Raw genomic sequence first — 14,060 nt, forward strand, 5'->3', positions numbered from 1 at the left:
CCACCGGCGGCCGATGGGCGCCGGGTGCGGGGTGACAACGTTGCCAGGAAGCTTCCGCCGCCGCTGTCGGGAGCGTCAAGAAGACAAGGAAGACAAGAATTCCGAGACCTGACATCGATGTCTGGCAGCCGGCCGGCCTACGCCTCCGCGTGCGCGACCGCCAGCTCCACCGCCGACGCGAGGTCGTTCACCCGGGCGAAGCCGCGGTCGCCCAGGTGGTCCCAGCCCGGGCCCGCCGTGCCGACCGCCCGGCCCAGGTCTCTGACTCGCGCCGCCAGGAGGTCGTCCGCCGTCGGGGGCGCCAGCGACCACAGCAGCACCAGCACCGGGTCCAACCGGGCCGCCAGGTCCGCCAAGGTCTCCGCCGGGACCAGCTGGCCCGCGTACGCCACCGGCACGCCCGCCTCGGCCAGCGTCGCGCGCAACGCTTCCATCGGCAGCGAATGCCGCTCCGCCGGGCAGCACGCCAGCAGCACCGGTCGGCCCGGCACCGCAGCCGGGAAACGGCGGCTGTAGCGCTCCAGCGCCAGGGAAATCTCGCTCGTCAGCACCCATTCCGTCGCGAAGCAGACGTCGCCGCGCTGCCAGCGGCCGCCCAGCCCGCGCAGGACCGGGGCCAGCACGTCGGTCCAGGCCGCCGCCGGGCCCAGCGTTCCCACCGTCTCGTCGAGCAACCCGGCGACCGACGCCGGCCGCAGGTCCGCGGCCGCGTCCTCCAGCTCGCGCACCCGGTGGGCGGCCGGCACCACGGGGCCGCCGGCGGTGCCGCCGAACGCCACGGCGGCCGCCTCCCGCACGGGCATCCCCCGCCCCACGAGCCGCTGCATGTGCTGCAGGCGCCGGACGTCCGCGTCGGAGTAACGGCGGTGCCGTCCCGCGCCGCCCGCCGACGGGCCGATCCCGTACCGCGCGCTCCAGCTGCGCAGGGTCACCGGCGAAACGCCGAGCAGCTCGGCGACCTTGCCCGGCGCCCAGGCACCCGCGCCGGGCGGCTCGTCGACGTTGTTCGGTTCCACCGTTCCCCTTCGCCTCGCTGGCCCGCAGCTTAGCGACGCGCGGCCCGGGCCAGGCGCGTCGGCTCGCGCCGCCGTGGGTACCCCTTTCGCCGGGAGGACGATCAGGAGGGACTCACGCATGACCGAGGAGCACTGCACGACGACGACCGACGCCGGAGTGGTGACCGTCCGCTGCGCCGGCGACCTCGACCAGGACATGGCCCCGCAGCTGCGGGACGCGCTGCTGGCGCCCGTCCGCCGAGGCGCCCGCGGGGTCGTGGCGGACCTGACGGCCGCGACGTTCTGCGACTCGACGGTCTTCAGCATCCTCGTCGAGGCGGACCGGGAAGCCCGAGCGCACGACGTCCCGTACGCCATCGCCGCGGCCCAGGCCGCGGTCACCCGGCCGCTCGAGATCCTCGGCCTCGACCACCTGCTGCCGCTGCACGGCGACGTCGCGGCCGCCCGGGCGGCGGTCACCGAGACGCCGGACGCGCCCCGCCGCGTCTCCTGACCCGCTAGCCGGGGAAGTCGGGGTGCAGCACCTCGTCCACCACCGCGCGGTGCGTGCGCCGCAGCTCTTCGCCCGGCTCCACGCCCAGGTCCGCCGCCAGCCGGTCGCGGGTGCGGCCGTACACCGCGATCGCCTCCGCACGGCGGCCGGTCGCCTGCAGGGCACGCATCAGCAGCGCCGCCAACGGCTCGCGCAGCGGCTCCAGCGCCAGCACCGCCGACAGCTCGTCCGCCACTGCGGCGTACCGGCCCAGCCGCAGCTGCAGCCGGGCCTTGCGGGTCCACAGCGCGCACCGCCGCTCGGACAGCCGCAGCCGCTGGCCCTCCGCGAACGGGCCCGGCAGCCCCGCGAGCGGCTCGCCGTGGAACAACGCGAGCGCCGCGGAACACGACGACACCGCGGCGGCCAGGTCACCCGCCTCCTCGGCCGCGCCGGCATCGGCGTCCAGCTGCGCCAGGCGGGCCGTGTCGATCCGGACGCCGGCCCCGTCGAACCGGTAGCCGCCGCGCGTGCGGCCGATGACCGAGTCCGGGGTCCGCTCGCCCGGCGCGCGCAGGCACTTGCGCAGCCGGTGCACGTACACCGGCAGGACGCGCCCGCCCGTTCCCGGTGGCTCCATCCCCCAGACGCCGTCCAGCAGCTCCCCCGGGCCGACCGTGACTCCGGGGCGGAGCACCAGCGCCGCCAGCAGCGCCTGCTGGCGCACCGGGCCCAGGTCCAGCGGGGTGCCGCCGCGCCACGCGCGCATCGGGCCCAGCACCGAAAACCGCAGGCCCGGCACCGGTGCCGGCTCGGCGACCGACGGTGGCACCGGGGCATCGTCCACGACCGCCCCGGCGCGCGGGCTGACGATGCCGTGGTCGAACGCGTAGACGACGGCCGCGGCCCGGTCGCGCAGCCCGAGCTTGGCGAAGATCCGGCTCAGGTGGCTCTTCACCGTCAGCTCCGAAACCACCAGCGCGGCGGCGATCTCGGCGTTGGTGAGCCCGCGCCCGGCCGCCCGCAGCACATCCAGCTCACGCGGCGTGAGCAGGCCCGGCGGCGGCCCCGCGGGTCCTTCGGCGGACGCGCGCCGGTAGGTGGTGAGGACGCGCGCGGTGACGGCGGCGTCGAGCCACGCGTCGCCCGCGGCGACCGCCCGGACGGCCCGGATCAGGTCCTCGGCCGGCGAGTCCTTGAGGATGTAGCCGACCGCGCCCGCGCGCAGCACGCCGGCCAGCAGCTCGTCGTCGTCGAAGGTGGTGAGCGCCAGCACGGGCGTCCGGCCGCCGATCCGCCGGGTCGCCTCGATCCCGTCGACGTGCTTCATCCGCAGGTCCATCACGACGACGTCGACGCCGGTCGCGGCCAGCGCGGCGGGCACCTCGGCGCCGTCGGCGCACTCGCCCGCGATGACGAACCCGTCGCGACGGCGCAGGATCCGCCGCAGCCCCGACCGCACGAGCTCCTGGTCGTCGACGAGCAGGACCCGGATCTCGCCCGCGGTCACGGCGTCCCACCCGCGGGCACGCTGACCGCCACCACCCAGTCCGTCCCCTCCGGTCCCGCGGTGAGCTCGGCGCCCAGCTGGCCGGCCCGCGCGAACATGCCCTTCAGTCCCGATCCGCCCGCACCCGGCGCGGCCGGCGCGCGAAGCCGGTTGCGGACGACCAGCCGTGCCTCCGCCGGGCCGACGTCGAGCCGCATCCGGGCGGGCGCGCCGCCGCCGTGCTTGGCGATGTTGGCCAGCGACTCCTGCGCGATCCGGTAGAGGCCGAGCCCGGCCAGGTCCGGCACCGCGGCCAGGTCGCCCTCCTGCTCGTAGCGGACCTCGAGCCCGGCCGCGCGGGTCCGCTCGACCAGCGCGGCGATGTCGCGGACGTCGGGCAGCGGGTGGGTCCCGGCCGGCGCCTCGGCGAGCAGCCCGACGGTCCGGCGGATGTCGGCCATCGCCGTCCGCCCGACGCGTTCGGCCTCCGCGAGCCCTTCGAGGGCCTCTTCGACGTCGCGGTCCTGCCGCAGGGCGTGCCGGGTACCGGTCAGGTGCAGCAGCGTGATGCTCAGCGAGTGCGCGACGACGTCGTGCACCTCGCGGGCGATCCGCTGGCGTTCGGCGAGGACCGCCTGGTCGCGGACGGCGTCGCGGGCCGCGCGCTCGGCGTCCAGCGCGCGGACGTACCAGCGCATCATCCAGCCGCCGGCCGCGCCCAGCAGCACCGCGGCGACGTAGACGGGGAAGCCGACCAGGCCCGCCAGGGCCGCGGCCACGCTCAGCGTGGCGACGCTCGCGGCGACGACGGCGAACGCCAACGCGGGCCGGGTGATCGACGCCGCCTCGGCGGCCAGCACCACCAGCACGACGGGCGCGAAGTCCGGCACGGCCGGGTGGGCCAGCAGGATCGCGACGGCGGCGAGGACGGTGGCCGCCTTCACCCACGGCGGCACGAGCACGCCGGTGCCGGCCCAGACGAGCGGGGTGACGACGGCGAGCAGCCCGGCGAGCGCGATCGGCGCGGGCGGGACCAGCGCTCCCCGCTGCGCCACCGCGGCGACCGCGAGCAGCGCGCCGAAGGTGGTCGAGCCCACCGGCACCCACCACGGGAGCGCGATCCCGGCCCGGCTGAGGCTCGTCTCCAGCCGGGCCCGGATCCCCCTCACCGCCCTCCCCCGCACGCCGACCAGCCTAGGAAGCGGGCCGCGCGGGCGCATCCCGCCCCGGGTGGAAGCTGCGGTTCATCCGGATTTCATCGGCCCTGGTCCGTCCACTGTGGCCACCCGCAACGCCGTGAAGGCCACCTCGCGGAATCGAGGTGGCCTTCACGAGGGGCGGGCGCGGGTCAGGCGGTGAGCTGCGCCTTGGCGTCGCCGGAGCCGACGGTGATCCGGCGGGCCTTGGCCCGCTCGGCGACCGGGATCCGCACGGTCAGCACGCCGGCGTCGTAACCGGCCTCGATGCGGTCGGTGTCCAGCGCGTCACCGAGGAAAAGCCGGCGGCTGAACACGCCGCGCGGCCGTTCGCCGACCAGGTACTCGGCGCCGTCCGGCGCGGTCGCGGCCCGCTCGGCCCGCACGGTCAGGACGTTGCGCTCGACGTCGAGGGTGATCGAGTCGGCGGTGACGCCGGGCAGGTCGAACCGGACGACGAACTCGCTCCCGTCGCGGTAGGCGTCCATCGGGACGGCGGCCGGGCGGCTCGCGGTGCCGGGGGCCCCGAAGAACTGCTGGGTCAGCCGGTCCAGCTCACGGAACGGGTCGGTGCGCATCAGCATGTCTGTCTCCTTCCCACCAGGTGGTTCGTGGCCGGGGCGGTGGTGGTCACGCCCTCGCAGAGTTGACAACGACAGACTCAATTTACTTGTTCCCGCACTGCTCAACATGCCACCGCGGCCAGGGCGATCACCCCCTCGGCCCTGCCCGGCCGGCCCCGCGGAGCGCTAGCTTGACGGGGATCGCAGTCTTCTGCGCCATCGCCGGGCGGCGCCGCGGGGAGCCGCCGGCCCGGCCACTTCCAGGGGGATACACCGTGTCCAGAACACCCCTGCGCGGGGTGAGACGGCTCTTCGCCGTGCTCGCCGCCGCGCTGACCGCCGGCGCGCTCACCGTGCCCGCCGCCCACGCCGACGGGCCGCAGCTGGTCATCACCGCGGCGGTCGATCCCGGGCCGCAGCTGGTCGGCAGGCCGTTCCCGATCACGCTGACGCTGACCAACACGACCGACCGGCCGCTGACCAAGGTCACGCTCTGGGACGAGCACGTCTCCGGCTCGTACCTGTCGATCCAGGACTGGGCCGGCCTCGGCGGCAGCCCGCAGGCGGGCGTCGACCTCGACGCCGGGGCCACCCGGTCGTTCACCGTCACCGCCGTCGTCTGGAGCTGGCGCCAGGACGTGCCGCACGAGCGGTTCCGCGGTTCGTGGGACCAGCCCGGCGACCTCGTCGTCCCGCTGACGGACCCGACGACGACCCGCGGGTCCGCCTCGGGCGTCGTCTACGGCGACCGGAACGAGAACGGCGCCTTCGACGCGGGCGAGGGCCTCGCCGGCGCCGTCGCCTACCTCACCGGGAGCGGCTCGGGCAGCCCCATCGAGGTGACCACCGGCGCCGACGGGCAGTTCACCTTCACGGACCTGCCGGCCCAGCGCTACGGGATCTCGAGCTACCGCCTGCCGGACGGCTGGGTGTCCGATGCCGGCGGCCCGCAGTACGTGGACGTCGACGGCAGCGTCCCGGGACCGCAGCGGAACCTGCGCGCGCTGCGGCCCCTGTCGGAGAAGCTGCACGCCACCGGCGCGTTCGACCGCGCCACCTACCAGGTCGGCGACCCCGTCCAGGTCACGTTCACGCTAACCAACGTCAGCGGCGCCCCGCTGCACGGCGTCGCGGTGGGCTGCGACCGGTTCGGCTCGGACGACCACCTGCTCGGCTGGGGCTCCTGGACCGACCTGTCCCCCGCGGCCGCCGTCGACCTCGCCCCGGGCGAGTCGCGGACGTTCACCGAGTCCGGCACCGTCCCGTCCGCCGCGACCCAGTACGGCGGCTTCTACGCCGCCTGCGACTTCGGGAGCGACCCCGGCCCGATCGAAGGCCGGCCGCGGGTGAACCTCGACGCCCACGTCGCGGCGCCGCCCGGCACCACCGGCGGCGTGGTCTACCACGACGACAACGGCAACTACACGGCCGACCCGGGCGAGGCGATCACCGGCACCGCGGTCGACCTGGTCGACCGCGTCGACGGGACGGTCGCCGCGAGCGCCGTGTCCGACGCGCAGGGGCACGTGGCGTTCGGCACGGTCCCGGCGGGCCGGTACACCGTCCGGGTCGCCGGCGGCTGGCGTCCGGCCGACGGCGACGACGGCGCCGTCGCGGTCGGGACCTGCTGGTCCTGCGGCGAGGAGTGGGCTCTGCGCTACCAGCGCTGAGCACGCCTGTGGCCCGGCCGCCCGCCGGGCCACGGGCTTCACCGTCCACAGTGGAGCGTGCCACGCTGCGAGGTCCCGCCCGCCATGCCACGATCGGGTGAAGCCCCGGGGGACGGTGGCGATTACCGCGGTGTAGCACCGCCGTAACGAGCCGCCACTACGGTCCCCGGGGCATGGTGACCGAGGAGCGGACGAGGGGTCCGCGGGGTGGACAGGTGCTGACGGAAACACGAGCGGAACGGGCGATGCCGGACCCGGCGAACGCGCGCGGCCGCAGCTGGTGGCTGCCGGCGTTCGGGGCGGTGCTCGGCGCGGCGGTCTTCCTCCTGGTGCGCGACAGCCTCACCGACGACGGCTACATCAGCCTCGCCTACGCGAAGAACCTCGCCGTGCACGGCGAATGGGGGCTGGTCCCGGGCTCGCCCGCGAACTCCGCGACGTCCCCGCTGAACGTCCTGCTGCTCGGCGCGCTGACGTTCGTGACGCGCGTCGCGGGCGGCCCGCACCCGGTGGTCGCGCTCGGCGTCCTCACGGTGTTCTGCGGCGGCGTGCTCGGCTGGGCGTGGCAGCGTTTCGGCCGCGTGCTGACGCTGCCGCCGGCGGCGGGCGTGCTCGGCGTCGCGCTGGTGCTGCTCAATCCGTTCGTGCTGTCCGCGGTCGGGCTCGAGGTGCTGCTGATCCCCGCCGTGCTGCTGGTGCTCACGGTGTTCGCGCTCGAAGGCCGTCCGCGGCTGTTCGGCGTGGCCGCCGGCCTCGCCGTCCTCACCCGGCTCGACCTCGTGGTGTTCGTCGTGGTGATCGCGCTGAGCACGCCCGCGATCCGGCGGCGTCCGTGGCCGGCCGCCGGCTGGGCGGTGCTGACGACGGCGCCGTGGTTCGCGGTCAGCTGGGTCGCCTTCGGCTCGTTCGTGCCGGACACGCTGGTCATCAAGCAGCTGCAGGCGGGCGTGTTCGCGCCGTGGAGCTTCAGCACCGGGCCGCTGATGTACTACCTCGGCTGGCCGGTGACGGTGCTCGTGTCGTTCCTCCCGGCGCTGCTGGGCGTGATCGCGCTGGCCGGCTGGGCCGCGGCCCGGTTCGGCGCCCGGTGGCCGGATTTCCCGGCGCTCGGCCCGCCGGCCGCGCTCGGCGCCGGCGGCATCCTGCACTACCTGGCGTATTCGTTCCTCGGGGTCGGCCCGTTCCACTGGTACTACGTCGCCCCGGTGACGGCGGCGGGCACGTTCGGCGTCGCGGCCTTCGGCGTCTGGTACGCCCAGGCACGGCAGCGGCGGGCGCTGCGGCCGGGGCCGCCGGTGCTGGCGCTGGGGCTGACGGGCGCGGTGCTGCTGTCGGGGGCGGCGGTCGACGTGGCGCAGGGCGTGCCGTGGCCGTCGCCGGTGGTGTTCGGCAACTGGGCGAGCGCCCGCGACTACGCGAGCGTCGGAACGCAGCTGGGCGCCCGCCTGGGCGGGGCGAGCGTCGCCGGCCCCGGCGAGATCGGCACCCTGGCGTACTTCTGCGACTGCGTGATCCTCGACGAGTTCTCCGACCGCGGCCAGGCGGTGGGCCTGGTCGAGAAGCGCATCGCGACGGCGGGCCCGCTGATGCGTCTCGCGCTGCGCATCAACTACCACTGGCTGGACCGCTCGATCCCGCCCCGCCGGGCGGACTACCGGCTGGTCTACGGCACCGGCCCGGCGACCGGACCGGACAGCTGGCAGGTCCAGTCCGCCGCCAAGGGCGTCGGCCACTTCACGCTCAGCCGCGTGCCGTGATCTCCGCGCTCGACGGCGGGCCCCGGCCCGGCCCCGGCGGGCCACTTCACCTCACCCGCGTGCCCTGATCTCCGCGCTCGCCGAAAGCGCGTCGCCGGCGGCGGCCCCCGGCCCGGCACCTCCCCGCTTGCGGCACCCGCCCCGGCGGGCCACCCCGGCCGGGTGCCGTGATCCGCACGCTCGCCGAAAGCACGTCGCCGGCGGCGGCCCCCGGCCCGGCACCTCCCCGCTTGCGGCACCCGCCCCGGCGGGCCACCCCGGCCGGGTGCCGTGATCCGCACGCTCATCTGAGCGGTACGGAAACTTCGTGAGATTTCCCCTGGGTGCCAGACTGCGCGCCATGCCCTTCAGGCCATAGGGTTTCGGTCATGAAGGTCGGCCTGCTCACCCGGGAATACCCGCCGGAGGTCTACGGCGGCGCCGGTGTCCATGTGGAGTTCCTCGCCCGGGAGTTGCGGCCGCTGGTCGACCTCGACGTGCACTGCTGGGGCGCGGACCGTCCCGGCGCCACCGGGCACACCGATCCGCACGGCTACCGCCAGCCCGCGTTCACGACCATGGACATCGCCGTCTCGATGGCGAACGCCCTCGAAGGCCACGATCTGGCGCACAGCCACACCTGGTACGCGAACCTGGCCGGGCACCTGGCGAAGCTGACGCACGGCATCCCGCACGTCGTCACCGCGCACTCGCTGGAACCGCTGCGGCCGTGGAAGGCCGAACAGCTCGGTGGTGGCTACCGCGTGTCGTCGTGGATCGAGCGCGAGGCCTACGAAGCGGCCGACGCCATCGTCGCGGTCAGCGGCGGCATGCGCCGGGACGTGCTCGCCGCGTACCCGTCCGTCCCGCCCGAGCGGGTGCACGTGATCCACAACGGCATCGACACCACCCTCTACCGGCCCGCCCCGGGCACCGAAGCGCTGGCGAAGCACGGCATCGACCCGGGCCGGCCGTACGTGCTGTTCGTCGGCCGGATCACGCGGCAGAAGGGTGTCCCGCACCTGGTCCGCGCGGGCGCGAAGCTCGATCCGGGCACCCAGCTGGTGCTGTGCGCGGGCGGCGCGGACACCCCCGAGCTGGACGCGGAGTTCCGCGGCCTGGTCGCCGAGCTGGAGAAGACGCGCACCGGCGTCCGCTGGATCCCGGAGATGCTGCCGCGCGAGGAGGTCGTGCAGCTGCTCACGCACGCCGCGGTGTTCGCCTGCCCGTCGGTCTACGAGCCGCTCGGCATCGTGAACCTGGAGGCGATGGCGTGCGGCACGCCGGTGGTGGCCAGCGACGTCGGCGGCATCCCGGAGGTCGTCGACGACGGCCGGACCGGCTTGCTCGTCCACTACGACGAGCGGGACGCCGAAGGGTTCGAGGCGGGCCTGGCCGCCGCGCTGAACGAGGTGGTCGGCTCCCCGGACCGGGCCGCCGCGATGGGTACCGCCGGCCGCGAGCGCGCGGTCGGCGAGTTCGGCTGGAAGGCGATCGCCGAGCGGACGGTCGCCCTCTACGAGGCGTGCGGGAGGTCGGCGTGAACGGCGAATGCCATGTCCTGGGCATCGTGCTCGCGGGCGGGGAGGGCAAGCGGCTGATGCCGCTGACCGCCGACCGCGCGAAACCGGCGGTGCCCTTCGGCGGCACGCACCGGCTGATCGACTTCGTGCTGTCGAACCTCGTGCACGGCGGCATCCGGCGGCTGTGCGTGCTGACGCAGTACAAGTCGCACTCCCTCGACCGGCACATCTCGACGACGTGGCGGCTGTCGTCGCTGACCGGCGAGTACGTCACGCCGGTGCCGGCCCAGCAGCGGCTCGGGCCGCGCTGGTACCAGGGCAGCGCCGACGCGATCCACCAGAGCCTCAACCTCGTCCACGACGAAAACCCCGAGTACATCGCGGTGTTCGGCGCGGACAACATCTACCGGATGGACCCGCGGCAGATGCTGGAGGCGCACATCTCCTCCGGCGCGGGCGTCACGGTGGCGGGGATCCGCGTGCCGCGGGCGGAGGCCGGCTCGTTCGGCGTCATCCGGACCACCGACGGGCTGATGATCGACGCGTTCATGGAGAAGCCGGAGGATCCGCCGGGCCTGCCGGACTCCCCCGACGAGTCGTACGTGTCGATGGGCAACTACATGTTCACGACGAAGGTGATGCTGGAAGCGTTGTACGCCGACGCGGAGAACGCGGCCTCGCACCACGACATGGGCCGCGACATCATCCCGGCGCTGGTCAAGTCGGGCGAGGCAGCGGTCTACGACTTCAACACGAACGTGGTGCCGGGCGAGACCGAGCGCGACCACGGCTACTGGCGCGACGTCGGCACGATCGACAGTTATTACGAGGCCCACACGGACCTGATCTCGACGCACCCGATCTTCAACCTCTACAACCGCAAGTGGCCGATCCTGGCCCACCCGGGCCAGCGCGCGGCGGCGAAGTTCGTGGAGGGCGGCTCGGCGAACCAGTCGATCGTCAGCAACGGCTGCATCATTTCGGGCGCCCAGGTGGTGGACTCGGTGCTGTCCCCGGACGTGCTCGTGGAGCAGGGCGCGGTGGTCCAGGGATCGGTGCTGCTGGACGGCGCGAGAGTGGGCCGCGGAGCGGTGGTGCGGCGGGCCATCCTCGACAAGAACGTCGTCGTGCCGCCGGGGGCGCACATCGGGGTGGACCTCGCTCGCGACCGGGGGCACTACCACGTGAGCGAAGGCGGGATCGTGGTGCTCGGCAAGGGAGAACGCGCGATCTGAGGTCAGCCGCGCGGTGGCGGGCGGTGCCTTTTACGCGGGCACCGCCCGTTCATCCTCGTGGCGCGGGAGCGGGGTCGGCGGCAGCGTGGTGAGGCCGGGCGCTCCGATTCCGCTGCGCGGTGGCAGCCGAGCCTGGCGGTGACGCCTGGCGCCCGCGCGGGCAAAGCGGGCGCCGCCGGTCATCCTCGCGATGCGGCGGAGGGCCGGGCGGCAGCGTGGTGAGGCCCCGGACGCCCCGATTGCCACCGAGCCTGGCGGCGGCCGCCCCGGGCGCCCGCGCGGGCAAAGCAGGCAACTCCGGTCTTTACCCGTGGCGCCGCCGCGGAGCGGAACCGGCAGGTGCGTCAGGAGCGGACAGCGGCCGAGATGCGTTCGACCACCTGGCGGGGGTCGATGCCCCAGCGCTCGGCCAGCTCCGAGATCGTGGCGCCCGCCGCGTACTCGGCGGCGATCATGCTGTTCACCACGCCTGCCAACTTCCACTCCTCACCCGCGGATGCACGTGCACCGGAGATGCTACATCTTCGCCGCGTACGTCGAACTCTGTGCCACACGTCAACGGTGGAAGGCCGCGAAGCCGCACGCGATCGCCGCCGCCAGGAACACTGCCGCCAGCGCTGCCGCCCAGGCCACACCCGTCGTCGCCGCCAGATACGCCTGGGCCGCGGAGACCGCCGCGTACACCGCTGCCAGCCCGCGCCAAGCCCGGCCCTCGCCACGCCGAAAGCGATTCACCGCCCCGATTCGCCCGGCTCCTTCGGTGGATTCTGCGTATTCGACCGCGCGCGCGTGGCGCTGAACACCGCGTCGAAGATCGGCGTCGGTTCGCCGTCGTCGCGCTTCGGCCGCTCGTCCCCCAGGCTGCGCTTTTCCTCTCCCACGCGCCCAGTTTCTGCGACCCTCACCGGTTTCGCTCGGGCAGCTCCGAAAATCGCCCGCGCGGGGGATCACCCGCGTGGCACGCGTTTTCCGCACCTTTCCCGACACGCGTAAAAACGGATGGCGCACGCTGCGGATTTACCGTCAGCTCATTTCGGCCACCGCCGGGAATAACCCCCGCCGCCGCCGGATTGCATCCGGCATGAAAGCAGTCGTCTACCGCCGCCACGGCGGACCCGAAGTGCTGGCACTGGCCGACCGGGACGTCCCCGATCCCGGCCCCGGCGAGGTCCGCGTGCGGGTCGTCGTGTCCGCCGTCAACCCCACCGACTGGAAGCAGCGCGCCGGCCGCGGCGCCGCGGCCGGCACCGAGGTTCCCGAATCCGTGCCCAACCAGGACGGCGCCGGCGTCGTCGACGCGGTCGGCCCCGGCGTCACCGGCTTCGCCCCCGGCGACCGCGTGTGGCTGGTCCTCGCGGCCACCCACGGGCCGGCCACCGGCACCGCGCAGGAGTACACCGTGCTCCCGGCGGCGCAGCTGGTGCACCTGCCCGGCACGGCCGGGTTCGACGAAGGCGCCGGGTTCGGCGTGCCCGGGCTGACCGCGCACCGGGCGCTCACCGTCGCCGAAGACGGGCCCGCCCGCCTCTCCCCCGGCGCGCTCGACGGCCGGACGGTCCTGGTCAGCGGCGGCGCCGGCGCGGTCGGCAACGCCACCATCCAGCTCGCCCGCTGGGCCGGCGCGACGGTGATCGCGACGGTCAGCAGCGACGAGAAGGCCACCCTCGCCCGCGCGGCCGGCGCCCAGCACGTCCTGCGCTACCCCGATCCGGAGCTGGCCGCCCGCGTCCGCGACGTCGCCCCGGACGGCGTCGACCTGGTCGCCGAGGTGGCCGCCGGGGTCAACGCCGGGCTGCACACGCAGGTCCTGCGCCCGCGCGGCACGGTCGCCGCCTACGGCGACGACCGCGGCACCGGGACCGTCAGCCTCGACTTCCGGGCGAATGTGTGGCTCAACGCGCGCTACCAGTTCCTGGTGCTCTACACCGTGGGCGCCGGCAAGCTCCGCGCCGGCGCCGAGGACATCACCGCGGCCATGGCCGACGGCGCGCTGCGCCTGGGCGAGGACCGCGGCGTCCCGGTCCACCGGTTCCCGCTGGCGGAGACCGCAGCCGCCCACACCGCTTCGGAGAAAGGCGCCACCGGGAAGGTGCTGATCGACGTCACTGCGGCGGAGTAGCCCGCGGAGGAGCCGGGGAAGGCGCTGGTGAGCCGCCTTCCCCGGCCGTGGCTCAGACGCGCAGCCCGCGGCGCAGGGCGTCGATCTCGTCGGCGAGCATCCGCCGGGAGATCTCCGCCGTCTCCACCATGGCCGAGCCGTGGAACGTGCCCGGGTAGTGACGCAGCTCGGTCGCCACGCCCGCGTGCGCGAGCCGCTGCGCGTACCGGATTCCCTCGTCGCGCAACGGGTCGAACTGGCACGTCGTCACGAACGCGGGCGGCAGCCCGGCCAGGTCGGTCGCCCGCGCCGGGGCGGCGTACGGCGAGACGTCGTCGCCGCCGGGTTCCGTGCCGAGGTAGCTGGTCCAGCTGAACACCGCGTTCGGCTGGTTCCACAGCGGCGTGTCGGTGTACGCGCGCATCGACGGGGTGTCCAGGCGGTCGTCCAGCTCCGGGATGCCGAGGTACTGGAAGCACAGCGCCGGGCCGCCGCGGTCACGGGCCAGCAGCGCGACCGCCGCCGAGAGGCCACCGCCGGCGCTTTCGCCCGCGACGCCGAGCCGGGCCGGGTCGATGCCGAGTTCGGCCGCCTTGGCCTCGATCCACTGCAGCGCCGCGTAGCAGTCCTCGACCGGCGCCGGGAACGGGTGCTCGGGCGCCAGCCGGTAGTCGACCGACACGATCACGATCCCGAGCTCGTCGACCAGCCGCACCAGCTGCGCGTGGAACATGTCCAGGTCGCCGAGGACGAATCCGCCGCCGTGGATGTAGAGCAGCCCGGGCACCGCGCCGGTCCGGCCGGCCGGCGCGTAGACGCGCACCGGCACCTCCGGGGCATCGGACGGGCCGGGCACGGTCGTGTCGCGGACGTCGACGGGATGCACCGGCTCGTAGGCGGGCAGCACGTCGCGCAGCTCGCCCATCGACGAGCGCGCGGCGACCAGGGCTTCGTAGTCGGTCAAGGTCACGGACGGCAGCATGTCCAGCCAGGGCAGCAGCTCGGGGTCGATCGCGTAGGTCATGCCCCGATCTTGGGCCGCGGGACGCGGCCGGAGCCACC

At 74.7% G+C, this 14,060-nt stretch carries 14 protein-coding genes and 1 pseudogene; 6 read left to right on the top strand and 9 right to left on the bottom strand.

The genetic code is table 11. The annotated features are described in order from the left end of the window. Positions 1–137: 137 nt before the first annotated feature. Positions 138–1,016 (bottom strand): MerR family transcriptional regulator, encoded by an 879-nt coding sequence (locus tag BT341_RS28045; protein WP_072479126.1) that lies wholly within the window; start codon positions 1,014–1,016, stop codon positions 138–140. A gap of 118 nt (positions 1,017–1,134) precedes the next feature. Between BT341_RS28045 and BT341_RS28050 the strand changes: the two genes are divergently transcribed. Further along, positions 1,135–1,509: an STAS domain-containing protein gene (locus BT341_RS28050; protein WP_072479127.1), complete on the top strand. Its 375-nt coding sequence runs from the start codon at positions 1,135–1,137 to the stop codon at positions 1,507–1,509. Between the two features lie 4 nt (positions 1,510–1,513). Here the strand turns inward: BT341_RS28050 and BT341_RS47685 are convergent, their stop codons facing one another. From BT341_RS47685 to BT341_RS28065, 4 genes and pseudogenes are all read right to left on the bottom strand, one after another. Beyond that, entirely contained in the window at positions 1,514–2,257 is a 744-nt protein-coding gene (locus BT341_RS47685; protein ID WP_342750268.1) for an AfsR/SARP family transcriptional regulator, read from the bottom strand. A gap of 93 nt (positions 2,258–2,350) precedes the next feature. Next, positions 2,351–2,998, bottom strand: a pseudogene (locus tag BT341_RS47690) (response regulator transcription factor); the annotation flags it as partial. Continuing rightward, positions 2,995–4,146, bottom strand: coding sequence for a sensor histidine kinase (locus tag BT341_RS28060; RefSeq protein WP_245805126.1), 1,152 nt, complete (start codon positions 4,144–4,146; stop codon positions 2,995–2,997). The gene BT341_RS28060 and the pseudogene BT341_RS47690, both read right to left, overlap by 4 nt. Positions 4,147–4,325: 179 nt before the next feature. Then, the gene (locus tag BT341_RS28065) at positions 4,326–4,757 is read right to left on the bottom strand and encodes an Hsp20/alpha crystallin family protein (protein ID WP_072479129.1); all 432 of its coding nucleotides are present in this window, start codon (positions 4,755–4,757) and stop codon (positions 4,326–4,328) included. A gap of 254 nt (positions 4,758–5,011) precedes the next feature. Here BT341_RS28065 and BT341_RS28070 point away from each other — a divergent pair, with 254 nt between their 5' ends. The 4 genes from BT341_RS28070 (at position 5,012) to glgC (ending at position 10,900) form a co-directional block, all read left to right on the top strand. Next, complete coding sequence (locus tag BT341_RS28070) at positions 5,012–6,406, top strand: MSCRAMM family protein (protein WP_245805127.1); 1,395 nt, start codon at positions 5,012–5,014, stop codon at positions 6,404–6,406. 215 nt (positions 6,407–6,621) lie between these two features. Further along, on the top strand, positions 6,622–8,163 hold the full coding sequence (locus BT341_RS28075) for a hypothetical protein (RefSeq protein ID WP_342750229.1): 1,542 nt from the start codon (positions 6,622–6,624) through the stop codon (positions 8,161–8,163). 368 nt (positions 8,164–8,531) lie between these two features. Continuing rightward, positions 8,532–9,686: a glycogen synthase gene (gene glgA / locus BT341_RS28080; protein WP_072479132.1), complete on the top strand. Its 1,155-nt coding sequence runs from the start codon at positions 8,532–8,534 to the stop codon at positions 9,684–9,686. After that, complete coding sequence (gene glgC / locus BT341_RS28085) at positions 9,683–10,900, top strand: glucose-1-phosphate adenylyltransferase (protein WP_143168660.1); 1,218 nt, start codon at positions 9,683–9,685, stop codon at positions 10,898–10,900. The genes glgA and glgC overlap by 4 nt, the downstream gene beginning before the upstream one ends. 344 nt (positions 10,901–11,244) lie before the next feature. On the opposite strand, the gene BT341_RS47395 is transcribed toward glgC, so the two are convergent. The 3 genes from BT341_RS47395 to BT341_RS45520 form a co-directional block, all read right to left on the bottom strand. Beyond that, on the bottom strand, positions 11,245–11,376 hold the full coding sequence (locus BT341_RS47395; RefSeq protein WP_281256010.1) for a hypothetical protein: 132 nt from the start codon (positions 11,374–11,376) through the stop codon (positions 11,245–11,247). A gap of 79 nt (positions 11,377–11,455) precedes the next feature. Next, positions 11,456–11,584, bottom strand: coding sequence for a hypothetical protein (locus BT341_RS47400; RefSeq protein WP_281256011.1), 129 nt, complete (start codon positions 11,582–11,584; stop codon positions 11,456–11,458). A gap of 47 nt (positions 11,585–11,631) precedes the next feature. Next, entirely contained in the window at positions 11,632–11,781 is a 150-nt protein-coding gene (locus BT341_RS45520) for a hypothetical protein (RefSeq protein WP_177328907.1), read from the bottom strand. 200 nt (positions 11,782–11,981) lie between these two features. Here BT341_RS45520 and BT341_RS28095 point away from each other — a divergent pair, with 200 nt between their 5' ends. Next, complete coding sequence (locus BT341_RS28095; protein WP_072479135.1) at positions 11,982–13,019, top strand: NADPH:quinone reductase; 1,038 nt, start codon at positions 11,982–11,984, stop codon at positions 13,017–13,019. 52 nt (positions 13,020–13,071) lie between these two features. Here the strand turns inward: BT341_RS28095 and BT341_RS28100 are convergent, their stop codons facing one another. Next, entirely contained in the window at positions 13,072–14,022 is a 951-nt protein-coding gene (locus BT341_RS28100; RefSeq protein WP_072479136.1) for an alpha/beta hydrolase, read from the bottom strand. Positions 14,023–14,060: the final 38 nt, after the last annotated feature.

Origin of the sequence: Amycolatopsis australiensis (assembly GCF_900119165.1) — a bacterium.
GTDB classification, from domain to species: Bacteria; Actinomycetota; Actinomycetes; order Mycobacteriales; family Pseudonocardiaceae; genus Amycolatopsis; species Amycolatopsis australiensis.

Bases quoted from the DNA above. Each gene is read 5' to 3' on its own strand.
- BT341_RS28065 (WP_072479129.1), bottom strand. From the start codon at position 4,757: ATGCTGATGCGCACCGACCCGTTCCGTGAGCTGGACCGGCTGACCCAG.
- BT341_RS28050 (WP_072479127.1), top strand. From the start codon at position 1,135: ATGACCGAGGAGCACTGCACGACGACGACCGACGCCGGAGTGGTGACC.
- BT341_RS28095 (WP_072479135.1), top strand. From the start codon at position 11,982: ATGAAAGCAGTCGTCTACCGCCGCCACGGCGGACCCGAAGTGCTGGCA.
- glgA (WP_072479132.1), top strand. From the start codon at position 8,532: ATGAAGGTCGGCCTGCTCACCCGGGAATACCCGCCGGAGGTCTACGGC.
- BT341_RS28100 (WP_072479136.1), bottom strand. From the start codon at position 14,022: ATGACCTACGCGATCGACCCCGAGCTGCTGCCCTGGCTGGACATGCTG.
- BT341_RS47685 (WP_342750268.1), bottom strand. From the start codon at position 2,257: ATGCGCGCGTGGCGCGGCGGCACCCCGCTGGACCTGGGCCCGGTGCGC.